This is a genomic window from Dyadobacter jejuensis, assembly GCF_003149085.1.
In the GTDB taxonomy this organism is placed as follows: Bacteria; Bacteroidota; Bacteroidia; order Cytophagales; family Spirosomataceae; genus Dyadobacter; species Dyadobacter jejuensis.
In genome coordinates this window covers 331631-356280 of the sequence record NZ_QGDT01000001.1, presented here as the reverse complement: position 1 = coordinate 356280, position 24650 = coordinate 331631, and the positions used below count along the sequence as shown (strand labels likewise).

The following is a 24650-nucleotide window of genomic DNA, read 5'->3' as shown; positions in this document are numbered from 1 at the left end:
CTTAACTATTATAGACTTCTACTTGGGTGTTTTGGAACATTTGCAGCGGGATAATGGTGGTAGCCGTCTCATTGACTACGGTAACCGATGTAGTATCGATTTTTGAAATCACCCCTTTCACCGTCCCAATTTTTATGACCTGGCCCACTTGATAGTTTTTGCGGCTGTAGAAGGACGATATGATATTGGCCAACACATCGCGAGAAGCGATCCCATAGCCCAGTCCGAAGGCGGCGATGGCGCCACCGAATATGATGGTGAAGCTAGATTCTAATAGGGCGGTTTCAATGCCTATTTGACCCAAAGCCGTAATAAAGGTAATTACCAGGAAAAATACGAAAACAATATTCCCTATTAATTTGGCTGCGGAAATATTGAAGGACTTACATATAGACACCACGCCCGTCTTGAGCGCATCGGAAAGCATGATTCCTACTTGGAGCATAATAGCCCCGGCAATCAGCTTAGGGATAAAACCAACCAAGGATAAAACCATATTGGTGATGGTATCGACCCCTAAGGTATCGGCGGCGAAAGTTAGGAAGATCAACAAAATATAGTAGTACAGGATCGTAGCTACGATGTCACTAAGCTTTACCTCAGTTTTAAGCTTTTTGATGATATCAATTTCATTGAGCTTGTCACCGACCCTATCTAAGCCCACCCTACTCAGGAGCTGAGAGATGACGATACGCACCCCTCGGGCCACCAAATATCCAATCAATAAAATAACAATACATCCGATCACCCGAGGTACAAATTCGACGAACTGGCTAATGAGTGTATTGAAGGTATTAAGAAGGATTTCGGTTATGTTTGGAAAATTATTCATAGAAGTAAGATAATGGTTATAGTGCTATACATGAAGAGGCTAATCCTCGGAACGATCGGTTCCCTCGGGCGCTTGGTCGTCGGGAGAAATAAGGGCGACAAAACTTCCCAAAAAGTTTTCTGTAAAATGGTTTAGAATGTGCATAGCGTCGCGAATCGTGTTTACTTCGCTGACCAAAGCAGTCTTTAGATACTCTGGGACTTTTTCATCAGGAGCTATTTCCTTAAAAATATCATTACCTTTCGGCATAACGATTCGGGTTAAACGATTGCACGTATTATTTCAATAAGCTTTACTGCGAGAACTCCCAAGAACACGATGGTTTCTAGGTACTTCTTCCTAAGTTTTTCTCTGGAACGTAACAACCGCATTTTAACGGCACTTTCTGTTATATCAAAGACGGTGGCGATATCTTTAATACTCATATCGTCCATGTATTTCATAAACAGGATCCCTTTTTCATCGACTGTAAGGTGGCTCATGGCGAGCTTCAAATTTTTGACTTGCACATCTTCCCCGTCAAAAATGGTATCCAAATCTACATCATCCTGTACTTCTATAGGCTCATCACTAGTGACTTCCCCTCTTTTTTTGTAGGTTCTGAGCTGATCCATGCATTGATTATACGTAATGCTGTAGAGCCAGGTGGAGAACTTGGCATCTTGTTTGAAAGTACCGAGCTTAAAAATCAGCTTCAAGAATATATCGTGGGTAAGGTCTTCGGCCTTGGCCGTGTCCTTCACAAAAGAAAGGCATTTTTGAAATACCTTATCGGAGTAGCGCTCGTAGAGTACTTCAAAATATTTGTTTTGTTGAGACTGCACGAACAAACTCACCAACTCTTCATCGGTATGACTTTTCACGGCTTGGAACTTTGAAGCTTTATTCATTTAGTGTGCAATATCCAGTCAGTATAAAGGTATTAACTTTTGGGCAAACGGATAAATTTTCCGTAAATATCAAAAAACAACGCTTGGCATACAAGTAGTAGCCAAGCGTTATTGATAATTATATAAGAATTAATGCTAAATTATGCACCAATCGCTACACGTTTAAAGGATTTCACGGTAAGACCCTTCGCTGTTTTCTCTAAAAGTTGACGGATAGTCAAAGAAGAATCCTTAACAAACTCCTGATTCAACAAGGTATTATCCTTATAGAATTTCTGAAGCTTACCTTGTGCAATACGCTCCAACATAGCTTCGGGCTTACCTTCGGCGCGAGCCTGGTCTTTTCCTACTTCTATTTCGCGTTCTACAGTTGCCGAATCTACCTCGTCTTTATCCAAAGCGATAGGCTTCATAGCGGCGATCTGCATGGCTACGTCTTTGCCTAGGTCGGCAACGTCTACACCATTCACGCCATCAAAGGCTACCAGAACGCCCAATTTACCATTGGAGTGGATATAAGGAACCACTTTGTCGGCTTGTGCTGTTTCGAAAGCGATAATCTCTAATTTCTCTCCAAGCTTACCAGTAAGGTCGATCATATGCTCCGATACAGGGCGTCCGTCGGCCAATACGGTAGTCAACAAAGCTTCTTTCGACTGAACGTCACCAGAAACGGCCGCACTCAGGATGCTTTGAGCCAAGTTTTTAAAATCTTCTACGTTGGATACCGGTTCGGTTTCGCAAGCCAATGCTACCAATTTACCATGGGTACCATCCTCGCTGATATGCACCAATACGGTTCCTTCAGAAACGGCGTTGTCGGCACGCTTAGCCGCCACTTTCTGGCCTTGCTTGCGTAATATATCCACCGCTTTGTCAAAATCACCTTCAGCTTCCTGAAGAGCCTTCTTACAATCCATCATACCAGCACCGGTCATCTGGCGCAGCTTGTTTACATCTTGTGCAGTAATTGCCATGATCTTGTTTTATGTTTTTTTCTTTATTAACCCACTATAACGACTTATCTATCCAATAGGTCATTATCAGAATATAAATTTTACACAAAAAATATATTCTAAAAATAATAGCCCATAGCATGGAGGCTATGGGCTATTTTCTATATTCAGACAGAACGGCTTCTTTAAAAGCCCTTCCTTATCGCCCTAATTATTCTGCGTCACCTTCCGTTGCCGGTGCCGGTGCAGAGGCCTCTACTTCGGACTGAGCCTTATCGGCTTGTCTTTTGGCTTCCTCTTCTTCCGCCAAACGCTGATCGTCCTTATCTTGCTTGCGCTCCATAAGGCCTTCTTCTATGGCTTTACCTACCGCTAGGGTAATCAATGAAATGGCCTTGTAGGCATCATCATTGCTAGGGATTGGGAAATCTACCAATTCAGGGTTTGAGTTCGTATCGCAAATGGCAAAAATAGGGATGTTCAATCTCTTTGCCTCCGATACGGCAATGTGCTCGCGTTTTACATCAACGATGAAAAGTGCCGCTGGTAGGCGCGTTAGGTCCGCTACACCACCCAATACGCGCTCCAGTTTGTCCTTTTCACGTGTAAGCATCAGGCGTTCTCTCTTCGCAATATTGCTAACCGTGGTTTCGTCTTTTAGCATCTTCTCAAGTGTCTGCATTTTCTTCAAAGACTTGCGAATCGTACCAAAGTTTGTAAGCATACCACCCAACCAACGATCGGTAACATAAGGCATTTTCAACCTTCTTGCTTCTTCCGAAACGATCTCTTGAGCTTGTTTTTTGGTGGCTACAAACATGATCTTACGTCCTGAACGAACGATTTGTTTGATGGCTACTTCTACTTGATCCAAGCAGCTCAACGTTTTGTTCAGGTCAATGATGTGGATCCCGTTCTTCTCCATAAATATATATGGAGCCATCCGTGGATCCCACTTGCGGGTAAGGTGGCCAAAATGCACACCTGCATCCAATAAATCTTTATATTCTAACTGTGCCATTGCCTAGTTTGATTTAAAATATTAATAATTTGAATACGCAGCACAGCACATCGGGCACGATAAGTACTGCCTGGACTATTCAGCTTGCGTAGGGCCATTCGGTTAAGAAGCCATACGCATATACCGAAATATTAACGTTTCGAGAACTGGAATCTACGACGTGCTTTCCGGCGACCGTATTTCTTACGTTCTACCATACGTGGATCACGCGTTAGGAATCCTTCTTTCTTCAACGCTGGACGGTTCTCTCCGTTGTACTCAACCAAAGCTCTAGAAACGGCCATACGGATAGCCTCAGCTTGTCCCGTAACACCACCACCTCTTACATTCACTTTGACGTCATACCCGTTGCCTTCGCTCAATGTAGCAAATGGCTGTTGAAGCACGATCTGATGCACTTCAAACGGAAAATATTCCTTGAAATCACGGCCATTTACCTTGATTTCTCCTTTGCCGGGCGTAAGATAAATACGGGCCACAGCAGTTTTTCTTCTACCTATTGTGTTGATAACTTCCATGAATTACAACTGGATTTCTTTGGGCTGCTGAGCGCTATGTGGATGCTCTCCAGCAGCATAAACAAACAGATTGGTGAACAAACGACGACCTAAACGATTTTTAGGAAGCATGCCTTTTACGGCCTTCTCGACCACACGTTCTGGGTGTTTTTCGAGCAACTCGCGAGGAGTTTGAAAACGTTGACCCCCTGGGTATCCTGTATGACGAACATATACCTTGTCCGACATCTTCTTACCGGTCAACTTAATTTTGTCGGCGTTGATAACGATCACGTTATCACCACAATCAACATGGGGAGTATAATTGGTCTTGTGCTTGCCTCTGATCATTTTTGCAACTTCACTGGCCAAACGACCCAAAACTGCATCCTTGGCATCAACCACGATCCACTCCTTGTTCACTGTGTTTTTGTTCGCCGAGATGGTTTTGTAGCTTAACGTATCCACGATTAACAAAAAATTTAATTGATTTTCAATAATTTACACTCCAGTGAGTACAGCTCACTGGAAAATGGAGTGCAAATATAGCGTTTAACTTTTTGATTTACAAATATGTTCGAAATTTCGCCTCCAACTCTCGTATAAGTTACTAGCAACCCAAAAATCGTGGTCAGTATATCCCCAATTTAACCAGTATTTACACCCTTTCCTCGGCTTATCTAAGGGATAATCCGCAACGAATTTATATTTTACAAGCCTATGATTTCTAAAAATGCCTGCTACCATTGGGCACTCTCCCTTTTGTTTTTATTACCCTACGCTACTCAAGCCCAAGAAGCCCTACAATTCAAACCCCTCTTCAATGGGAAGGACCTAGCCGGCTGGGTCAACGTCAATACGGCTGCCGATACCTGGAAAGTCCGGAATAACGAGCTCATATGCTCCGGGTTGCCGATTGGCGTCATGCGCACCGATCGGCAATACGAAAACTTTATCTTAGAAGTAGAGTGGAAACATATGGAGGACGGCGGCAATTCCGGAGTGTTCGTCTGGAGTGAAGGTACGCCCTTCGAAGACGACCCGCTTACCAAAGCCATAGAAATTCAAATGCTCGAACTCGCCTATTCCCCTATGCATCAGGTTACCGACGATTACGTGCATGGAGAGGTATTCCCTACCATGGGCATGAAGGCCATCCCCGATAACCCTAGGGGAATAAGGAGCAAATCCTTAGAAAAAAGATGTAAACCCAAAGGCGAATGGAATAAATACGTGGTGGTATGTGTAGATGGAGTGGTAAAGCTGTCGGTAAACGGAAAATTTGTGAATGGACTCCGGGCTTCAGAACGCAAAAAAGGGTATATCTGCCTAGAGGCGGAAGGAGCAGAAATCCACTTCCGAAATATCCGGATTCTGGAACTCCCCAGTGGCATTACCAGCGCCGAACAAACCGCCCCCTTGGTGCATTGATTTGCTAAAATTAAAAGGACCCTTTAAATTGGACCAAGCAAAATCATCACATGAATATGAAAATATCGATAGTAGGTTCTGGAAATGTGGCTTGGCACTTGGCCATGGCTTTCGAAGAGGCAGGCCACTGGATAGGAGAAGTGTACAGCCGAAACCCTGAAAACGGAGCCAAACTGGTGTCTCAACTCTACGATACCGACCTGATAGACTCCCTCAACTTTTCGGATAGCCAAGCCGACCTGATCCTATTGGCCGTTACCGACCACGCCCTCGAAGAGGTAATGCAACAAATCGTCCTCCCCGAAAACGTGATCTTAGCCAATACGTCCGGGACTACTACCCTAGCCGAACTCCAAAATCTGGTCGATATCTATAGCGACGTAGCCGTCCAGACCGGAATACTTTACCCCTTACAATCCTTCACCAAAGAAATCCCCCTGGACTATGAGGAGATTCCCTTCTGTGTGGAATCCCGAGATGCCGACACCGAAACAATTCTATTGGATTTGGCCAGGACGGTAAGCCATCACGTTCGGACCATGAATTCCTTCGAGCGGCTCGTCTATCATGTTGCGGCGGTTTTTGCCAGTAATTTTACCACCCAATTACTGGCTCTCTCTCATGATTTAATACAAAACGAATCCCTAGACTTCCAGCTCCTTAAACCCCTCATAGGAGCCTCCATACAAAAGGCCATTGAAGCCCCCAATCTCCATGATGCCCTGACCGGCCCAGCCAAAAGAGGGGATTATGAAACCATCAACAAACACCTGGAATACCTCGATGAACTAGACCCCGACTACACCCAAATCTACAGACTCATTACTCAAAATATTCAAAAAAGACATACAACCAATTCTTGACATATTGAATGTTGACAAAAAAGTTCGGTTATATTTGCAATATAAAGAAAACTGACCCCTATGGATATTACTGCTGACGAACGTTTTAAAAGAATTTCTACCTTTATTTTCGATATCGATGGTGTTATGACCGATGGTAGTGTACTGGCCCTCGAAAGTGGGGAACAGGCTCGAATCTTTAACGTAAAAGATGGCTACGGCATAAACCGGGCCATTAAAATGGGCTACAGAGTGGCTATACTTTCCGCTCAAAATCAGGTAGGAGTCCGCAAACGTCTGGAATATCTGGGCATTACCGATATATTTATAGGTGCTTCACCCGATGGAAAATTGCCCATCTACCAAAAATACATGGCCGACAATCAACTGACCGAGGACGAGGTGGTGTTTATGGGCGACGACTTACCCGACTACGAAGTCATGCTTACCGGAGTAATGGGAGCTTGTCCGGCCGACTCCAGCCCCGAAATCCTCGAAATTGCCGATTATATATCACCAAAAAATGGGGGGCAAGGCGCCGTCCGTGACCTAGTGGAACGGGTCATGAAGGCTCAGGACACCTGGATGCGTTGGTTCAAATAGCCCGCCACGTTTACCACTTATAGCACGGATACGCCCATACCCAACTATACCAATTACGCACTCCCTTCTTGCCAGCTATGACTAAACATTATTTCCCCAACCTCAACGGTATCCGTTGTATTGCTAGCCTTATGGTTCTTTTCCACCATATCGAACAAGCCAAGCACGGTGTGCACCAGCCGAACATTTATGACTGGGCCATCATTCAACACTTGGGGAGATTGGGCGTAGGACTGTTTTTCGTGCTGAGTGGCTTTTTGATAACCTATTTATTGCTCTCCGAAAAAAACCGGTTTGGAGACCTCGATACGGGCAAGTTTTATTTGCGGAGGGTATTTAGAATATGGCCCATCTACTTCCTAATCGTCTTGCTCAGCTTATTCGTATTCCCCCACTTGAGCTTATTCGACTACCCAGGCATAGCAGAAGTTCTAGACCGACACACAACAGAAAGAATCACCCTGCTGATGCTGGTACTGCCCAACTATGCTTTTGTATTGTATGAACTCCCTTATTGGTGCGCACAGGCCTGGTCGATTGGCGTAGAAGAACAATTTTACTATTTATGGCCCTGGCTTATCAAATACCCAAAAAGAAAAACCATTATAATCCTCCTTTTTGTAGCGGCCTCTCTCCTATTTCTATGGATAGGAATCCAGCTCCTAGATGTCCCCATAGAGGAAAAATGGAAGATCGTAGCCACCTTTTTCGGACAGTTCCGTATTCAGATCATGGCCCTAGGCGGAGGATGTGCCTGGCTGTTCTATAAACAAAAGTTTTACATTCTCAATGTCTTATTTCGTAAAGACCTCCAGGTTGTCGTATATAGTATACTGTTGATTCTATTTTTCTCTGGAATTCACTTCCCAGCCTTTCTTGAAGTATACTCCGTTTTCTTTGGATATTTCATTCTGAACGTCTCCTGCAACCCTAACAGCATCATCAATCTGGAGAATTCTGTAATGAGCTTTTTAGGAAAAATCTCTTATGGACTTTACCTCTATCATGTGGTAGTAGTAATACTAGTGATCAATATAATGCGAATCTACCTCCCTGCCGTTACTGGACCCGCTTATCATATCGTATTATACTTCGTAGCTACCTTAGGATCTGTGGTCGTTTCTACCATATCTTACAATTACTTCGAAAAGCCCCTCTTGGCCTTCAAGGATAAGCACTTTGGTCGGTAGCATTAGGGAGCTACCAGGTCCGACATGCGGTAGTAGCGCAGGCCTGCTTCCTGAGAACGCTGTAGAATGGCCTCTAAAAAGGCGATATCGAAGCCATATTGCCCTCCGACAGGAGGCCCTGACAACGGCTGGTGACCAAAGAGCATCAGGGCAGTACCGGTAGCTTTGGCCTTCCCTACGGCCTCCTCCATATCCTTTACCGACAATCCTCCGTCGGTATCGATCAACAGGGCGTCGACCTGAGACTCCCCGTCGAAGGGATTATAGATCCATGGCATTATCTTAGGCGCTATCCGATACAGGGGAACCCCAAACATCGTCCGCCTTGCGATGGCCACGTCCCGCTGAATCCTAAAGCCTTCGGCCAGCAGTACGGAGTCTACCCGCTCGTTATGGTTGCCCCCCGGATGCGCATAGGAGGTCGGCGTAAACCCAGCAGCCAACATATACCCCAGGCCAGGACTAAGCTCGATGTCCTTATAACCCTCAGGCCCTTGTGTGGCTATAAGATCCGTAGATCGCCCATGAATGGTCCCATGAAACCCTATCTCATGGCCATCGGCCTCTAAGGATTTTAATAATAATACTTCCCGTGGAGTGAGGCTATCGGGACAGGTAACAAAAAAAGTCACCTTCGCTCCATACCGATCCAACATGGGTTTTAAAGCATACCAATCCTCAATAAAATGATCATCGAAAGAAATGGCAACCCCTCCTTTACTGGGGTCGTTGGTAGAGGTTACACAGCCTCCTAGCAGCAACAGCAGCCCTAAAGACAGATGCCAACCGGTCAATTTCCGGAGCCGATAGCTTAATACGGTCAATGTTATTCCAAAATCTTTCAAATCTGTAGAGCCTTTATATTATTTTCGCTAAAATAACGATTGATTATGAAAATACTACATACGGCCGATTGGCATATAGGCAAAAAACTAGATACCTACTCCAGGTTGACAGAACAACGACTGGTTTTAAATGAAATCTGTGAGATCGCAGAAAAACAAAGCGTTGATGCCGTAGTAGTTGCCGGCGATTTATTCGATAACTTCGCCCCCTCATCTGAAGCTACAGAGCTACTCTATACCACCTTACACCGCCTGGCCGACAACGGGCGCAGGGCCGTTATAGCTATAGCAGGCAACCACGACTCTCCCGAGCGGATAGAAGTTCCCGATGCCTTGGCTAGGGTATGTGGCATCATATTCATAGGGTTCCCCAATGCTACGGTCACGCCTTTTCGGACTCAAGCCGGAATAGCCATTACAAAGTCGGAACCTGGGTTTATAGAATTGTCCTTGCCCCGTTGTGATATCCCTTTACGCGTTATTCACACCCCCTATGCCAACGAACAGCGTCTTAAGGTATTCTTAGGAACGGAACAGCAGGAAACGGCCCTACGCGATCACCTCCAACAACACTGGCAGGCACTGGCCCTGGAGCACCTCGACGATCGGGGGTTCAATCTGCTAGTGACCCATCTGTATGTAATGAAAGAAGGTGGAGAGGAACCCGAAGAGCCCGACGACGAGCGTCCTATTTTGCATATAGGCGGGGCTCAAGCCATTTATACCCATAACTTCCCCACTGGACTTCAGTACGTAGCACTGGGCCATTTGCATCGCTATCAGGTAGTCGACACCCATCCGGCTCCTATCGTGTATGCCAGCAGCCCCTTGGCCTATAGCTTCTCCGAAGCCGATCAGCAAAAATATGTGGTACTCCTACATGCGGCAGCCGGCCAACTAGAGTCTTTCCAACGCATAGAGCTGCAAGCAGGGAAACGGCTAAAAAGAGTTAAATTCAAAGGTGTGGATACGGCTCTGGCGTGGTTGATGGATCACCAACACGAGCTTATTGAGCTTACCCTGGAGTCGGACACGTATTTGGAAGCCAGCGATAAAAAACGACTTACCGACTGCCATGAGGGCATCATTCAAATCATCCCTCAAATCAAAAATATGAATGAGGGTGACTCAAATTCCGAAATCGATCTCAGCCTGAGTATAGACCAACTTTTCGAGGCCTATTTTAAAAGTAAAAATAAAGGACAACAACCCTCCGAAGGGTTGATGGAGGTGTTTAAGGAAGTATTGGGCACCCAGGAAGAATGATGCCCCGCTACCAGGCAGGGCCAGGCCCAGTAAAAAGGAAGGGCAGCCCTCACAAGAGCTGCCCTGACCTGGCAAAATAATTTAAAACTAATTGGCCCTTTTCAATTTGGCTTCAATAGTTTGTTGTGTGTGTGGAACGATACGAAGGCGTTCTTTGGGGATCAACTTACCGGTATCGATACAAACTCCGTAGGTACCGTTCTTAATGCGCACCAAGGCGTTTTCTAGCTGAATAGCATACTTTTGTAGGCGAGATGCTAGTTGGCTTAAATTTTCACGTTCGCTGGCATCGGCTCCATCCTCAACGGCCTTGTTAGCACCCGAAGTGATATCCGTACCCGTATCGTTTTTCTTACTTAATCCAGTTTTAATGTAATTAAGCTCACTCATGGTATTATCCAGCTTGCTTCGAATAAGCTCCTCAAACTCCTTCAATTCTTCTTCTGAATAACGTGTTCTTTCTTCTTGCATAGTCTTCAGTGATTAATTTAGGCTCATAATTCAGTCATATGGCGAATGGCATATTCTTAACTTAAAGGTACGCGATTCAGGAAAGGCATTTTTATGGGGTCCTGCAGAATCCTACCTAGTCTACCTTAATAGGAGAGAAACAAGAAAGCCATAAACAGAATTATGGCTTTCTATAGGATTCTTTATTTATACAATACTTGCTTTACAGCTTCTACCACACGCTTGGTGCTAGGCAAAATCTCCTCTATCAAAGTAGGTGCATAAGGCAAGGGAACGTCTCTATTGGTTACTCTAAGTACGGGGGCATCCATATAATCGAACGCATGGCGCTGAATATGGTAGGTAATTTCGGTAGAAATAGATGCCAAAGGCCACGCTTCTTCTACCACTACTGCCCGGTTGGTTTTCTTTACCGATTCGATAACCGTGGCATAGTCGATGGGCTTTACGGTCCGTAAGTCTATCACTTCTACGTCTATGCCCTCTTTTTCTAACTGCGCCACTGCAGGATTCACAACCCGGGGGATCATTTTACCAAACGAAATAATGGTAACATCCTTACCACTACGTTTCACGTCGGCTTTCCCCAAAGGAATCAGATATTCTTCTTCGGGAACCTCCATCTTATCGCCATACATTACCTCCGACTCCATAAAGATAACGGGGTTATTGTCCCGAATAGAAGCCTTCAGCAAGCCTTTGGCGTCGTAGGGGTTAGAAGGAACCACCACTTTAAGACCGGGGGTATTGGCGAACCAGTTCTCAAAATTCTGAGAATGCTGAGCCCCAAGCTGTCCGGCATTACCTGTTGGTCCACGGAAAACGATAGGACAACCGATCTGTCCGCCCGACATAGAAAGGATTTTGGCCGCACTATTGATAATCTGGTCGATGGCTACCAGGGAGAAGTTGAAGGTCATGAACTCGATAATAGGACGCAGCCCATTACCAGCCGCTCCTACCCCAATTCCGGCGAAGCCTAATTCGGCGATAGGCGTGTCGATTACACGTTCCGGACCAAACTCATCCAGCATTCCCTGGCTGGCCTTGTAAGCACCGTTGTATTCGGCTACTTCTTCGCCCATCAGAAATATATTTTCGTCCCGACGCATCTCTTCCGACATAGCGTCGCGAATGGCATCTCTAAATGCTATTTCTTTCATCCGTAATTTTATGATTATTAATTCACAGGGCAATCTAAGATTCAAAAACGAAATGCCTTATTCACTTAATTCACCTTCTGTATTACTACTGGTTTCAAAACACTGGCGTAAAATTAGAGAAACAAGGCCAATTCTCAAATTCTTTCAAAAAAGCAATCCAACAAAAATAGGCGATAAGCCTTATTCTAGTGGAATCACGTCCACTTCCACCTTCAATTTTTGTTTTCCCGAGCTAAAAATGATCCCTTTCATAGGCGGCACATCACTATAGTCGCGCCCATAAGCCGTAATAATATGCCGATCGCCCGGCACCATATTGTTGGTAGGGTCGAAATCGCACCAACCAAAATCGGGTATAAACACCGAAATCCAAGCATGGCTGGCATCGGAACCCTGCAACTTTTCTTTTCCAGGAGGAGGCAAGGTTTCCAGATATCCACTTACATACCGAACCGGAAAGCCCATACCTCGGATGCAGGCAATGGCCAAATGGGAAAAATCTTGACATACCCCCTTTTTCGCAGCCAACACTTCCTTAATAGGGGTATTAATGGTCGAGAAATCGGGAACAAAATCGAATACCGAAAATATTTTTTGACAAAACCGTTTCGCACATTCGTAAAGTGGAAGCTGATCCTGAAAACAATCCTGTGCAAAAGCCACGATCTCGTCGTCCCATCGCACCATAGGGCTAGGGAGCATAAATTCTAGCAACCCCATTCGCAAGGACCGATCCTGGGCCAATTGTTTACGGGCTTCTTCGCAGGTAATATCGGGCAAGGCTTGGGCATCCCCAACAGACTCGTTATCACGATGAACGAGACTAATAGCCGTTACCGACAACTCCTGATGGGTGGTATGGAGCGAAAAATAATGGGTAGTATTCCCGAAATAGTCCTTCCGCTCCACAATTTCGGAAGGAGCCGGGTCAATAGCTAGCTCAAAGTCATCGCATACTTGGCCAGGCATATTCCGGGGAGCCAGACAAAGCAAGCTCTGATAGCCCATCACCAAGCTAGGATACTCATAGATGGTTTTATGAACCAACTTATATCTCTTCATCGTCGATCGGTTTAATAAATGAATTCTGCATGACACTATGACTAAAATATTGGCTGGTGAGCTCGACCGACACCTGGGTTACCAGCTCACTCACCCCATCGAGCAACTGGCATAAGTCAAGCCGGTCGTCCTTACTGTTGGGGTCAGCCAAAGCCATTACCTCTGCAAGCTGTATCGACAACAAAGCCTTCGATGCTGCCTTTTCCGCCGCATTAAGCCTTTCATTTTCAACGCCATGTGGAAGCCTATGTAAATTATCCTTTAGCTCGGCCAACATATTGACTATAGAAAAAGGATGTGATTTTTCAAGTAATACCATATCCAACATGGTCACTAGGCCCAGTCGCGACTTGTAGAGCTGCCTATACTGGACCAACTGATGATGGTTCAACAGGACGGCCTCTACGAGCTCCTCCTCCACGTTATCGTCGTTGACCTCCGAGAAACAATGCCTTATAATGGTCAACTTACCCAAAACACGCTCAATAAGCTTCCCAGTTTCTAGTAGCAAGTAGCTCTTATCCCTAGGCATGGTCTCGGACACCACACCCAAAAAAGTAAACATATGATTATACAAAGAATCGATGCGCTTGGGCAGGTTGCTCTTGTTGATAGGCAGCGTGTCTTTGGTCGGACTATAGCTATTTTCTATCAGATCGATGATGCGCCATATCTCGATATCCCATTGGTTACGAACGGCGTTCACCGCATTAAGGAAAGAGGCGACCCCCGAAGCGACCGATCCAGGCCTACTTCGGTTAGCGAATACATCGAGTAATTCCTTATAAGGATCGGCTAATTTTTCGGCGTCGTCCACAAACCCAGGCAATGAAGCGGACAAATGCGAAAAAGCTTCCAACAATATTTTGATATGGCCAGGCTTGGAAATACCAGCAAAGTTTCGGTCTAGATTAACGACGTTGATGACGATATTCATAAATTTGATTACCGCCATAGCTCGCTCGCAATAGCGCCCCACCCAAAACAAGTTCTCGGCACTTCGGCTAGGCAAGCTCACGAGTTTGTTGGCAGCAGCCCAGTGCGGCAATACCACTTTCTCTTGGAAAGTATGGCTGTCGTCAGACACAATCCAAGTATCTTTCGAAAGCCCTCCTTTTTGATTGGACACCACGAAACGATCCTTGATGGGCGAGCTTCTGGTGAGCCCTCCGTCCATGGCCCGGTATCCACCGGCTCCATCACTCACCAAAAACGTCCTCAGTGCGGCATAACGCGGCACTATCTGTCCGTCTATAAGCGATGGGGTCGTCGACAAGCTCACCTCTTCCTGAGCCACAAACTCATGTGGAGCTGCGCTGATTTGCTTCCTTAAAAAAAACAGTTCCTTTTCCGTCAGCCGTCGGCCATAAATGGAAGGGAATCTCGATTTTCGGTTGGCTTTTTTAATGATCAACCTGTTCAGATTGGCCAATACATACTTAAGCTCCTTTTCATGACCACACCACCAAGTGGCTACAGAAGGCATAATCAGATCCTCCCCGAAAAAATACCTACAGATGCTAGGCATAAAGGCTAAGAAAGCGTGATTCTCTACCAAACTGACCCCTGGCGGATTCATTACCCGTACGTTGCCCATGCGCATGGCTTGTAACAGCCCTGGCACTCCTAGGCGGGAGTCTTCCCGCAGCTCCAAAGGATCGCACCAGTCATCGTCGATACGCCGAAGAATGACATCTACACGTTGTAAGCCATCTAAAGATTTCAGATAGACGGTGTTATTACGTACTTGGAGGTCTTCTCCTTGTGCCAAGGTATAACCGAGGTAGGAGGCTAAATAGGCATGTTCAAAATACGATTCATTCTTAGGGCCGGGTGTCAGATAAATAACGTTGGACGACTCTTGCCCCTTCTCCGACATAGCCAACACCCGTTGCTGTAGCCCATTAAAATAAGGCGACAGCTTGTTAATATGCATGCCTTCGGCTAGTTCTGGCAAAAGCTTACTCGTAACCAGTCGGTTTTCGAGGGCATAGCCAGAGCCAGAAGGAGCCTGTGTGCGGTTATCGACTATCCACATGCGCCCATCTGGCCCACGGGCCATATCGGCGGCAAAAAGGGGTAAAAAATTCTTTTTGTCCTGAAAAATATCCATACAGGGTCTAAAAAAACCCGTATTAGCAAACACCAGCTCGGCCGGAATGACGGCATTCTTTACCAGTTTTTGTTCGCCATATAAGTCTTTCAATATCAGGTCGAGCAGGCGGGCCCTTTGCTCCACCCCCCTATTAATCAACGTCCATTCCTTTTGCTCAATGAGAAAAGGGATAGGGTCGAGCCTCCAGGGACGACTTTCTCCATCGGGCGACTCATACACATTATAAGTTACTCCATTCTCTTTAAGCTTACCAATAATTTCATGGTTTCTGATAATCAACTCCTCTAACCCTAACTTCTGTAAGTTAACGAACAGAGCCAACCATACAGGTTTGATCTGACCTTTAGCATCCAGCACTTCGTCATAAGAATTAAGCGAATTTTTATACGAATGGATTAGGTTCACTGCGGCTTCGGTAAGCATATTATTAATAAACGGTTTTATAGAACACCCCTCAGGTACTAAGAGTTAACAACTAAGTCACTACTTCGCACTCCAAAACTTACGCAAATCAAGGGTATTTGGATACTCTGCATCAATGAGTTCCAGGGGCACATCGGCCCTCAGCTCCTTTTTGGTTTCGGCAACGAACCTAGACACCGTCCCGGTAGACTTAGAAACAATAGGAATATTCGAAGTCGCCGAAGGGGTATGTCCGAAACCTTGGAAAAGGCTAATTTTCCTTGACTCCGCCTCAAAGCTATTGACTGGGTAAGTATCGAAACTACGACCTCCAGGGTGTGAAACGAAATAAGTACAACCGCCCAATATACGGTTATTCCAGGTATCTACAATATCGAAGACCAGCGGGGCGTCGGAGCCGATGGTGGGATGCAGAGCCGACGGTGGGTTCCAGGCCTTATAGCGTATACCCGCCACATATTCCGATTTTATTCCCGAAGGTCGGAGCGGCACCCTACATCCATTACAGATTAATATATGGCGGCCCTCTACGAATCCACTCACCTTTACCTGGAGTCGTTCCAGGGAGGAATCGACAAACCTTGCCGTTCCCGAACTCGAGAGCTCCTCTCCCAGCACATGCCAGGGTTCTATCCCCAGCCTCAACTCCAGATGGATATTATCTACTTGTATGCCTCCATAAAAAGGGAATCGGAACTCAAAGAAGGGATCGAACCACGAAATATCGAAGGCATAGCCGGCCTCCTTCAGGTCATTGACCACGTCGATCATGTCCAGATAGGCGAAGTGAGGCAACAGAAAGCGATCGTGAAGCTCCGTACCCCACCGTATTAGTTTATGTTTATAAGGTTTTTTCCAGAATTTAGCGATCAAAGCCCTTATCAATAGGGTTTGAACGAGATTCATATGCTTATGCGGAGGCATATCGAAGGCCCTAAACTCCAGAATCCCCAGCCGCCCTGTCGAGGAATCGGGGGAGTATAATTTGTCCATACAGAACTCCGAACGGTGGGTATTGCCGGTAATATCGACCAATAGGTTCCTGAACACCCGGTCTACCATCCAAAAAGGAATGTCTTTGCCTTCTGGTATTTGTTCAAAGGCCAACTCTACCTCATAAAGCCGCTCATCGCGTCCCTCATCGATACGCGGGGCCTGGCTGGTAGGACCTATAAAAGGACCCGCAAACAGATAACTCAAAGCAGGATGATGCTGCCAATAGGTCACTAGGCTCCGTAGCAAATCGGGGCGTCGTAATATCGGGCTGTCTGCTGGGGTATCCCCACCGATAGTAACATGGTTGCCACCTCCGGTACCGGTATGCCTTCCGTCCACCATAAATTTGTCGGTCCCCAGCCTAGCGAAAAACGCTTCTTCATAGAGGGCGCTAATATTATCGACGAGTTCCGTCCAGTTCTTAGCCGGATGAATATTCACCTCTATTACGCCTGGGTCGGGCGTCACATTGAGTTTTTGCACCCTACTATCCGAAGGCAATGGGTAGCCCTCTATGCGTACTGGACATTGTAGCTTTTCGGCAGTAGCCTCCACCGAAGCGATCAGGTCTAAATAATGCTCCAAATAATCGGTAGGCGGAAGGAACACATAAATAATCCCCTCTCTTTCCTCTACCGATAGGGCCGTTTTAATCACGGGCACTTCGAAAAGCAGCGTGTTCTCTACTTCCGGCTCCTGCTCGGCATCTTCGGCCTCCTGCTGGTGCGTCGCCGGCTCATAGGGCTTAGCTACGGTCCCGTAGCGAGCACGCACTTGTGGACTAAACAAGGGCAAGGCGGGTAGATCTTCGAAAGGGCTTCTCTCTATAGGCTGCTCTCTTTTGTTGGGCGCTACTTCGGGCAAGGAGCTCAAGGGAAGCCTAAAGCCCATAGCGGAGTTTCCAGGGACTAAGAAGCAATTGCCTCTCCGAAACTCCCAGGCACAGCTCACCCAGGACTGGCTCTCAAAATTCCATTTTAATGGGAGCACAAATCCCGCCGGATTATTCAAGCCCTTTTCTAATAAGCGGGCTAGCGTACGACGCTCGATAGAGTCCTTTAAGTTTACCTGAAGCGGATCCACGTTGACAGGCAATTTTTCCTCTTCCATGGCCCAGAATATGGGGTCTTCATAAGCTGCCGTCAGGTTATTGACGCCTATTCCTAAAAACTTGGTCAGCTCAGTGGCAAACACCTCTGCGTCCTTAAAGCTCCGCTTCTGGTCATCTTCCTTAGCCACTAAGGCATCGTTATGCCAAATAGGGCTACCGTCTTTGCGCCAGTATAGGGCATATTGCCAGCGAGGAAAGGGCTCACCCGGGTACCATTTGCCCTGCCCGAAGTGCATAATTCCTCCAAAAGCAAAGCGATTCTTGAGGCGTAGGGATAAATCGTAGGCCAGTTTACGCTTCAACGGACCATCGGCAGCCGTATTCCATTCTTTAGACTCATAGTCGTCGATGGAGATAAAAGTAGGCTCTCCCCCCATCGTAAGCCGCACATCATGATCCTGCAAGTCTTTCTCTACTACCTCACCCACCTGCATCACAGAGGCCCATTGCTCTTCGGTATACGGCTTGGTGACCCGTGGGTCCTCATGAATACGAAATACTTTGTTTTCGAACTCAAAGGTAACCTCGCAGCGATCGGTGGCCCCTGTAACGGGGGCTGCACTTTGGTAGTCGGGCGTGCAGCTCAAGGGGATATGACCTTCACTAGCAAATAATCCTGAGGTAGGATCCAGGCCTATCCAGCCAGCCCCCGGAACGTAAGCCTCCGTCCAGGCGTGCAAGTCGGTAAAGTCTTCCTCCGGGCCGGAGGGGCCATCCAAGGACTTCACATCGGAGGTAAGCTGCACCAGGTATCCCGACACGAAACGGGCGGCTATTCCCAAATGCCGGAGCATTTGTACCAGTAACCATCCAGAGTCGCGGCACGAACCACTTTGGGTCTGGAGCGTCTGCTCACAAGTTTGCACGCCGGCTTCCATTCGAATATTATAATTGACATATTCGTATACTTTCTGATTGAGATACACCAAGAAATCGACCGTTTTGATGGGACCATCATACTGGTTTTTTGCAAGCCAATCCAATAATAACGGTCCTCCTTCGCTGGGTTTCAGGTAAGCGCCTAACTCCTCTTTCAGGCCCGATTCATAACTGAAAGGATACATATCGGCATATTCCTCTACAAAAAAATCGAAAGGGTTGATCACCTGAAGTTTGGCAATCACCTCCACCTCCACATCCAACTCCGTCGTTTTTTCGGGAAAAACCACCCTAGCCTGATAGTTGCCGAAGGGGTCCTGCTGCCAATTGATAAAATGGGTTTCGGGCTTGATGCGTAGAGAATATCCTTCTATGGCTGTACGAGAATGGGGAGCGGGTCTTAACCTAAAAATATGGGGGGATAGGGATACGCTCCTATCGAACTTGTATTTTGTTTTATGCGAAATAGCAACTTTAATAGCCATAATAGAACAATTTCAACAGTAAAGTAATGTTTTGAATATTCGGGAAAAATATAGATCAAATTATTGTTTTGTACGCAATAATTAAAATAAAATAAACGAATCGTGTCAATTTACAAAACATTTACCTGTAAGCAATACCCCGTCTCTGCTTTCTATATTTTCTTTAGAACGGCAAGGTACACCAATCTTCCCTTCAAAAAATCGGAGATATTGAGGGGATTCACTTAAATTCGATTTTTATTCCAAAGCAATATTTACTCTTACCTTAATCCCTCATTCAAAAAAATGAAAATAGCAATCATAGGCTGTGGTAACATGGGGATGGCTTTCGCCAAAGCATTTTTGAAATTTGATCTCGTAAAGAAAGAAGATTTTTTGTTGGTTGAAAAGGGAGAAGATAGACTAGAAAAACTAGCTAGTTTTCAACCCGGAGTCATTACTGGTACCGTCGGCCAACAAATAGCCGAATACGATCTTATCATCCTGTCGGTGAAGCCACAGGATTTCCACTCGGTTGCCCAGGCACTCAAGCCGGTGATGCAACCCCAGCAGATCGTCCTATCCATTATGGCAGGCATTACCATCCAAAGTATCCAAGAAGGACTAGCCCATAAGCAAGTAATACGTGCTATGCCCAACACCCCCGCCATGCTCGGAATGGGAATAACCGCCTACGCGGCCTCAGAGGAGGTCGACAGCAAACATATGCACAAAATAGAGAACCTTATTAACGCCACCGGCCGATCCGTTTTCTTAGAAGACGAAGACCAGCTCAATGCCGTTACAGCCCTTAGCGGGAGCGGGCCTGCGTATTTCTTTTATATGGTGAAAGCGATGATTGAGGCCGGTAAAGACATGGGCTTCGAGGAGTCTGTAGCCTCCTTACTCGTCAAACAAACCATGCTAGGCTCTTACCACCTCATCCAAACCGCCGACAGAAGCCTAGATGACCTCATCAAGGCGGTTACTTCTAAAGGAGGCACCACCGAAGCGGCTCTACAACAGTTTGAAAAGGGAGGCCTTGCCGATACCTTAAAAAATGGCATCGCCACTGCCCAAAAAAGATCCATAGAATTATCTAAGGGATAACCGCAGTCCCCCCTATGCCGAAGCTTAGGAATTCCTATAGTACTTTGCACTAAGTACCTAGGCTTCGGCCTTCCATTTTATTCGAACCTCGCTTTCGAGTCTCTACTCCCCTCCTAATAATTTTTGTCCTTATATAAGTAAAAACCCTTGGGGTTTTAGCGTAAAAATACTTATGATCAACGGATATACGTAAACATTTTTTGATAACTTTTCAACAATATAACATGACTAACATATTCATTTACAGGTTATTGAAATATTTATTTTGATAACTTTTAAGAAACAAGACCATCAATAAATGAATATTAATTAAATTTGCGTTCTACTTCAAACTCACGCAAACACACCCCTGAAATAGTCATGGAAATAGCACAACCAATTAAAACTTACACGACTGAAGAGGCCTATCAGGCTTCCTTTCAATACTTTAAAGGCGACGATCTAGCGGCTCGGGTCTGGGTAAATAAGTATGCCCTCAAGGACTCCTTCGGCCAGCTGTATGAGCTGACACCCGACGACATGCACCGGCGAATCGCCGGGGAGATCGCCCGTATCGAAGAGCGGTACCCCAACCCACTTTCCGAAAACGAGATTTTCGACCTAATCAGGGATTTCAAATATATCATTCCCCAAGGAAGCCCTATGACGGGCATAGGCAACCCCTATCAGATCGCCTCCTTGTCCAACTGCTTCGTGATCGGCAACGACGGGTCGTCGGACTCCTACGGGGGCATTATGAAGGTAGACCAGGAGCAGGTACAATTGATGAAAAGACGAGGTGGGGTAGGTCATGACCTCTCTCATATTCGTCCTAAGGGATCGCCAGTAAAAAACTCGGCCCTTACCTCTACCGGTATCGTTCCCTTTATGGAGCGCTATTCCAACTCCACCAGAGAGGTGGCTCAGGATGGGCGTCGTGGTGCCTTGATGCTCTCCGTAGCGATCAAACACCCCGACTCTGAGCAATTTATCGATGCCAAAATGGAGCAAGGCAAGGTAACCGGCGCCAATGTGTCGGTACGCATAGACGACGATTTTATGCGGGCCGTTGAGCGTGGGGCTCAGTACACCCAGCAGTACCCCATATTTGGCGACAACCCCTTGTACCAAAAAGACATAGAGGCCAATGTACTTTGGAAAAAAATAATCCACAACGCATGGAAATCGGCAGAGCCCGGTATACTATTCTGGGATACCATTATCCGCGAATCGGTACCCGACTGCTATGCCGACCTGGGCTACAAAACCGTATCGACCAATCCATGCGGCGAAATCCCATTATGCCCTTACGACTCCTGCCGACTATTAGCCATCAACCTGTTCTCCTATGTGAAGCAGCCCTTTACGGCCGAGGCAAGCTTCAACTTCGATCTGTTTAAGAAACATATTGCCGCTGCTCAGCGCATCATGGACGACATCATCGACTTGGAGTTGGAGAAAATCGACGGCATCCTACAGAAAATAGATGAAGACCCTGAAGAAGAAGAAGTAAAAAGAATCGAAAAAAATCTATGGCTCAACATTCGTAAGAAAGCGAAGGAAGGTCGCCGTACCGGTATTGGCATTACCGCTGAGGGCGACATGCTTGCCGCATTGGGCCTTCGTTACGGAAGCGATGAAGGAACGGCCTTCTCCGTAGAGATTCATAAAACGGTAGCCTTAGAAGCCTATCGAGGATCGGTTCACACCGCCAAAGAGCGAGGAGCCTTTGCCATCTTCGATGCAGAAAGAGAGCAAAACAACCCCTTTATTCAAAGACTCAAAGAGGCCGACGGCCAGCTATACTACGAAATGTTGGAGTATGGCCGCAGGAATATTGCCCTATTGACCATTGCCCCCACCGGTACCACCAGCCTTATGTCGCAGACGACCTCGGGAATAGAACCGGTTTTCCTGCCCGTATACAAGCGCCGTAGGAAAGTCAACCCAAGCGACAAGGATAGCCGGGTCGACTTCGTAGACGAAGTAGGCGACTCCTGGGAAGAATACGTGGTGTTCCACCATCGTTTTAAAGAATGGATGGTCATAAACGGCCACGATACCGCTATCAATTACTCCGAAAAGGAGCTGGAAGAGCTCGTTCGTCAGTCGCCCTATTATAAGGCCACTTCTAATGACGTAGACTACCTCAAAAAAGTAAAAATGCAAGGGGCTATTCAACAATGGGTCGACCACTCCATTAGTGTAACCATCAACATGCCTCAGGACGTAACCGAAGACATCGTAGGAGAATGTTATATGGAGGCTTGGAAGTCGGGATGTAAAGGGGTTACCGTTTACCGCGACGGCTCACGCTCCGGGGTGCTCATATCCAATTCGGAGAAAAAAGAAACTCCGGAAGCCAAAATTGTTACCCCCTTCCCTACCACCCGTCCCCAGACTTTGCACGCCGATGTAGTTCGGTTCCAGAATAAAAAGGATAAATGGATCGCCTTTATAGGTCTTATCGACGACCAACCCTATGAGATATTCACCGGATTTGCCGACGATGAAGACGGTATCCTCATCCCTCGCTGGGTAAACGAAGGGGTGATCATCAAAAACCGCGAGGCCGATGGCAGCTCTCGTTACGACTTCCAGTATACCAACACCCGAGGCTACAAAACGACTATCGAAGGACTGTCGCATAAGTTTAACCCCGAGTACTGGAACTATGCCAAGCTCATCTCAAGCACCTTGAGACATGGCATGCCTATCGAAAAAATCGTAGACCTGATCAGCAGTTTACAGCTCGATACCGAATCCATTAACACTTGGAAAAACGGAGTAGCCCGAGCATTAAAACGCTATGTTCCGGACGGAACGGAGGTAAGCAAACAAAAATGCCAGAACTGCCAATCCACCAATCTGATGTATCAAGAGGGTTGCCTCACCTGTAAGGACTGCGGTTCTTCGAAATGTGGCTAAAAAAAGAAAGGCCTTCCAATACGACTGCGTAATGGAAGGCCTTTCTTTTTATTGTTTTAAAAACTACCTGGAGTAGGCACTCAATGCGCCTCCTCGACGATCCCTAAATAGTTGAAAGGGGTGATTTGACGTAGTTCTTCACGTATCTCTTCAGAAACATCGAGGGTTTCTACAAACCTTGAAATGGCTTCTTCATTAATTTTCTCATTGGTACGGGTCAAGGCCTTAAGCGCTTCATAGGGTTTTGGATACCCTTCTCTACGCAAGATGGTCTGAATAGCCTCCGATACTACCGCCCAATTATCGTCCAATTCGGCTTTCAATCTATCGGCATTAAGCTCCACTTTACCTAAACCTTTGATCAGCGAATTCAAAGCGATGCTCATATGGCAAATAGGTACACCGATATTCCTCAGCACGGTAGAGTCGGTAAGGTCGCGTTGCAAGCGAGATATTGGTAACTTGCCAGCAAAATGCTCAAAAAGAGCCGTAGCGATACCAAGATTCCCTTCAGAGTTCTCGAAATCGATCGGATTCACCTTATGCGGCATAGCGGAAGAACCTACCTCACCGGCCTTAATTTTCTGTTTGAAATACCCCATCGATATATAAGTCCACATATCTCTGTTGCAGTCTATCAAGATGGTATTGATCCGCTTCAGGTTATCGAATAACGCCGCCAGATTGTCGTAATGCTCGATTTGAGTGGTATGCTTACTGCGTACCAAACCCAGGCCTTCTACAAAGCGATGGCCAAAGCTCATCCAATCCTGCTTAGGATAGGCTACATGATGGGCGTTAAAATTCCCGGTTGCCCCACCGAATTTTGCCGTATGCGGAATCCGATCGAGCATTTCAAATTGCCTTTCCAATCGTTCTACATACACCAAGAACTCCTTACCCACCCTGGTGGGGGAAGCGGGCTGGCCATGGGTAAAGGCCAACATCGGTACATTTTTCCATTCTATAGACATCCGCTTAAGTACGAAAAGCACCTGACGGAAAAGCGGCTTGATCTGGCGTTCCATGGCGTCTTTCAAAGACAGAGGAACGGCAGTGTTGTTGATATCCTGGGAAGTAAGACCAAAATGAATAAACTCTGAATAGGCCTCAATACCCAGTTTCTCAAACTGAAGCTTAATGAAATACTCTACCGCCTTAACGTCATGGTTGGTTTCCTTCTCGATCTCCTTAATTTGTAAGGCATCCGCCTCACCAAAATTCTCATATATATTCCTCAACGACGGATATAAGGTTTTGTCGATGGCCTCCAACTGCGGTAAAGGAATTTCGCAAAGGGCAATAAAATACTCCACCTCTACATACACCCGATAGTAAATAAGCGCATATTCCGAAAAATAATTGGAGAGTTCCGATACTTGCTTGTAATAGCGGCCATCTACTGGAGAAATAGCCGTAAGTTGGTTCAATAACATGATAGTCAGTCCTAAATAATAGATTATTCAGCAAAGTTAGCAGATTTCATGGTCCTAAGTTGGTAAAGACGTGATGAATTATTCTTTCTATTAATTGTGCAAGAAAAATTAAAACAATTCGCATATTCGCAATCTGACT

At 46.2% G+C, this 24650-nt stretch carries 21 protein-coding genes; 7 read left to right on the top strand and 14 right to left on the bottom strand.

The genetic code is table 11. The features are described 5' to 3' along the window. Window position 1: 1 nt before the first annotated feature. The 7 genes from CLV98_RS01560 to rplM form a co-directional block, all read right to left on the bottom strand. Window positions 2-832, bottom strand: coding sequence for a mechanosensitive ion channel family protein (locus CLV98_RS01560; protein WP_109672224.1), 831 nt, complete (start codon window positions 830-832; stop codon window positions 2-4). 39 nt (window positions 833-871) lie between these two features. Then, complete coding sequence (locus tag CLV98_RS01555; RefSeq protein WP_109672222.1) at window positions 872-1081, bottom strand: hypothetical protein; 210 nt, start codon at window positions 1079-1081, stop codon at window positions 872-874. Between the two features lie 11 nt (window positions 1082-1092). After that, a complete protein-coding gene (locus CLV98_RS01550; RefSeq protein ID WP_109673021.1) occupies window positions 1093-1695 on the bottom strand; it encodes an RNA polymerase sigma factor in 603 nt (200 codons plus the stop codon). Window positions 1696-1862: 167 nt separating this feature from the next. Further along, entirely contained in the window at window positions 1863-2699 is an 837-nt protein-coding gene (gene tsf, locus CLV98_RS01545) for a translation elongation factor Ts (protein WP_109672221.1), read from the bottom strand. 190 nt (window positions 2700-2889) lie between these two features. Next, window positions 2890-3699 (bottom strand): 30S ribosomal protein S2, encoded by an 810-nt coding sequence (rpsB, locus tag CLV98_RS01540; RefSeq protein ID WP_109672219.1) that lies wholly within the window; start codon window positions 3697-3699, stop codon window positions 2890-2892. 131 nt (window positions 3700-3830) lie between these two features. Beyond that, on the bottom strand, window positions 3831-4217 hold the full coding sequence (rpsI, locus tag CLV98_RS01535) for a 30S ribosomal protein S9 (RefSeq protein ID WP_109672217.1): 387 nt from the start codon (window positions 4215-4217) through the stop codon (window positions 3831-3833). A 3-nt stretch (window positions 4218-4220) separates the two neighbouring features. Continuing rightward, window positions 4221-4664: a 50S ribosomal protein L13 gene (rplM, locus tag CLV98_RS01530; RefSeq protein ID WP_109673020.1), complete on the bottom strand. Its 444-nt coding sequence runs from the start codon at window positions 4662-4664 to the stop codon at window positions 4221-4223. A 252-nt stretch (window positions 4665-4916) separates the two neighbouring features. Here rplM and CLV98_RS01525 point away from each other — a divergent pair, with 252 nt between their 5' ends. From CLV98_RS01525 to CLV98_RS01510, 4 genes are all read left to right on the top strand, one after another. Next, a complete protein-coding gene (locus tag CLV98_RS01525; RefSeq protein ID WP_109672216.1) occupies window positions 4917-5627 on the top strand; it encodes a 3-keto-disaccharide hydrolase in 711 nt (236 codons plus the stop codon). Between the two features lie 56 nt (window positions 5628-5683). Further along, the gene (locus tag CLV98_RS01520; RefSeq protein WP_109673019.1) at window positions 5684-6490 is read left to right on the top strand and encodes a Rossmann-like and DUF2520 domain-containing protein; all 807 of its coding nucleotides are present in this window, start codon (window positions 5684-5686) and stop codon (window positions 6488-6490) included. 60 nt (window positions 6491-6550) lie between these two features. Next, window positions 6551-7072: a KdsC family phosphatase gene (locus CLV98_RS01515; protein WP_109672214.1), complete on the top strand. Its 522-nt coding sequence runs from the start codon at window positions 6551-6553 to the stop codon at window positions 7070-7072. Between the two features lie 77 nt (window positions 7073-7149). Next, a complete protein-coding gene (locus tag CLV98_RS01510; protein WP_109672213.1) occupies window positions 7150-8262 on the top strand; it encodes an acyltransferase family protein in 1113 nt (370 codons plus the stop codon). A 2-nt stretch (window positions 8263-8264) separates the two neighbouring features. Here the strand turns inward: CLV98_RS01510 and CLV98_RS01505 are convergent, their stop codons facing one another. Beyond that, window positions 8265-9107, bottom strand: coding sequence for a polysaccharide deacetylase family protein (locus CLV98_RS01505; protein ID WP_109672211.1), 843 nt, complete (start codon window positions 9105-9107; stop codon window positions 8265-8267). 45 nt (window positions 9108-9152) lie between these two features. Here CLV98_RS01505 and CLV98_RS01500 point away from each other — a divergent pair, with 45 nt between their 5' ends. Beyond that, the gene (locus CLV98_RS01500; protein ID WP_109672209.1) at window positions 9153-10373 is read left to right on the top strand and encodes a metallophosphoesterase family protein; all 1221 of its coding nucleotides are present in this window, start codon (window positions 9153-9155) and stop codon (window positions 10371-10373) included. Between the two features lie 87 nt (window positions 10374-10460). Here CLV98_RS01500 and CLV98_RS01495 read toward each other — a convergent pair whose 3' ends face one another. The 5 genes from CLV98_RS01495 to CLV98_RS01475 form a co-directional block, all read right to left on the bottom strand. Beyond that, the gene (locus tag CLV98_RS01495; protein ID WP_109672208.1) at window positions 10461-10844 is read right to left on the bottom strand and encodes a TraR/DksA family transcriptional regulator; all 384 of its coding nucleotides are present in this window, start codon (window positions 10842-10844) and stop codon (window positions 10461-10463) included. Window positions 10845-11026: 182 nt separating this feature from the next. Beyond that, window positions 11027-12007 carry a pyruvate dehydrogenase complex E1 component subunit beta gene (locus tag CLV98_RS01490; RefSeq protein ID WP_109672206.1) on the bottom strand — a complete coding sequence of 327 codons (981 nt, stop codon included), beginning with the start codon at window positions 12005-12007 and terminating at the stop codon, window positions 11027-11029. 180 nt (window positions 12008-12187) lie between these two features. Next, window positions 12188-13069 (bottom strand): transglutaminase family protein, encoded by an 882-nt coding sequence (locus CLV98_RS01485; RefSeq protein WP_109672204.1) that lies wholly within the window; start codon window positions 13067-13069, stop codon window positions 12188-12190. Further along, window positions 13056-15608, bottom strand: a complete 2553-nt coding sequence (locus CLV98_RS01480) for a circularly permuted type 2 ATP-grasp protein (RefSeq protein WP_109672202.1) — start codon at window positions 15606-15608, stop codon at window positions 13056-13058. Before CLV98_RS01480 ends, CLV98_RS01485 begins: the two co-directional genes overlap by 14 nt. 60 nt (window positions 15609-15668) lie before the next feature. After that, window positions 15669-19079 (bottom strand): transglutaminase family protein, encoded by a 3411-nt coding sequence (locus CLV98_RS01475; RefSeq protein WP_109672201.1) that lies wholly within the window; start codon window positions 19077-19079, stop codon window positions 15669-15671. A 285-nt stretch (window positions 19080-19364) separates the two neighbouring features. Between CLV98_RS01475 and proC the strand changes: the two genes are divergently transcribed. Together proC and CLV98_RS01465 are read left to right on the top strand one after the other, a co-directional pair. Next, window positions 19365-20168 carry a pyrroline-5-carboxylate reductase gene (gene proC / locus CLV98_RS01470; RefSeq protein WP_109672199.1) on the top strand — a complete coding sequence of 268 codons (804 nt, stop codon included), beginning with the start codon at window positions 19365-19367 and terminating at the stop codon, window positions 20166-20168. Between the two features lie 360 nt (window positions 20169-20528). Then, a complete protein-coding gene (locus CLV98_RS01465; RefSeq protein ID WP_109672197.1) occupies window positions 20529-23075 on the top strand; it encodes an adenosylcobalamin-dependent ribonucleoside-diphosphate reductase in 2547 nt (848 codons plus the stop codon). Window positions 23076-23155: 80 nt separating this feature from the next. On the opposite strand, the gene purB is transcribed toward CLV98_RS01465, so the two are convergent. After that, window positions 23156-24511: an adenylosuccinate lyase gene (gene purB, locus CLV98_RS01460; RefSeq protein WP_109672196.1), complete on the bottom strand. Its 1356-nt coding sequence runs from the start codon at window positions 24509-24511 to the stop codon at window positions 23156-23158. Window positions 24512-24650 lie beyond the last annotated feature (139 nt).

Coding starts and splice junctions, on each gene's coding strand:
- rpsI (WP_109672217.1), bottom strand. CDS start 4,217: ATGGAAGTTATCAACACAATAGGTAGAAGAAAAACTGCTGTGGCCCGT.
- CLV98_RS01525 (WP_109672216.1), top strand. CDS start 4,917: ATGATTTCTAAAAATGCCTGCTACCATTGGGCACTCTCCCTTTTGTTT.
- purB (WP_109672196.1), bottom strand. CDS start 24,511: ATGTTATTGAACCAACTTACGGCTATTTCTCCAGTAGATGGCCGCTAT.
- CLV98_RS01510 (WP_109672213.1), top strand. CDS start 7,150: ATGACTAAACATTATTTCCCCAACCTCAACGGTATCCGTTGTATTGCT.
- CLV98_RS01560 (WP_109672224.1), bottom strand. CDS start 832: ATGAATAATTTTCCAAACATAACCGAAATCCTTCTTAATACCTTCAAT.
- CLV98_RS01490 (WP_109672206.1), bottom strand. CDS start 12,007: ATGAAAGAAATAGCATTTAGAGATGCCATTCGCGACGCTATGTCGGAA.
- CLV98_RS01475 (WP_109672201.1), bottom strand. CDS start 19,079: ATGGCTATTAAAGTTGCTATTTCGCATAAAACAAAATACAAGTTCGAT.
- CLV98_RS01495 (WP_109672208.1), bottom strand. CDS start 10,844: ATGCAAGAAGAAAGAACACGTTATTCAGAAGAAGAATTGAAGGAGTTT.
- CLV98_RS01520 (WP_109673019.1), top strand. CDS start 5,684: ATGAAAATATCGATAGTAGGTTCTGGAAATGTGGCTTGGCACTTGGCC.
- CLV98_RS01485 (WP_109672204.1), bottom strand. CDS start 13,069: ATGAAGAGATATAAGTTGGTTCATAAAACCATCTATGAGTATCCTAGC.
- CLV98_RS01465 (WP_109672197.1), top strand. CDS start 20,529: ATGGAAATAGCACAACCAATTAAAACTTACACGACTGAAGAGGCCTAT.
- proC (WP_109672199.1), top strand. CDS start 19,365: ATGAAAATAGCAATCATAGGCTGTGGTAACATGGGGATGGCTTTCGCC.
- CLV98_RS01480 (WP_109672202.1), bottom strand. CDS start 15,608: ATGCTTACCGAAGCCGCAGTGAACCTAATCCATTCGTATAAAAATTCG.
- tsf (WP_109672221.1), bottom strand. CDS start 2,699: ATGGCAATTACTGCACAAGATGTAAACAAGCTGCGCCAGATGACCGGT.
- rpsB (WP_109672219.1), bottom strand. CDS start 3,699: ATGGCACAGTTAGAATATAAAGATTTATTGGATGCAGGTGTGCATTTT.
- CLV98_RS01555 (WP_109672222.1), bottom strand. CDS start 1,081: ATGCCGAAAGGTAATGATATTTTTAAGGAAATAGCTCCTGATGAAAAA.
- CLV98_RS01500 (WP_109672209.1), top strand. CDS start 9,153: ATGAAAATACTACATACGGCCGATTGGCATATAGGCAAAAAACTAGAT.
- CLV98_RS01515 (WP_109672214.1), top strand. CDS start 6,551: ATGGATATTACTGCTGACGAACGTTTTAAAAGAATTTCTACCTTTATT.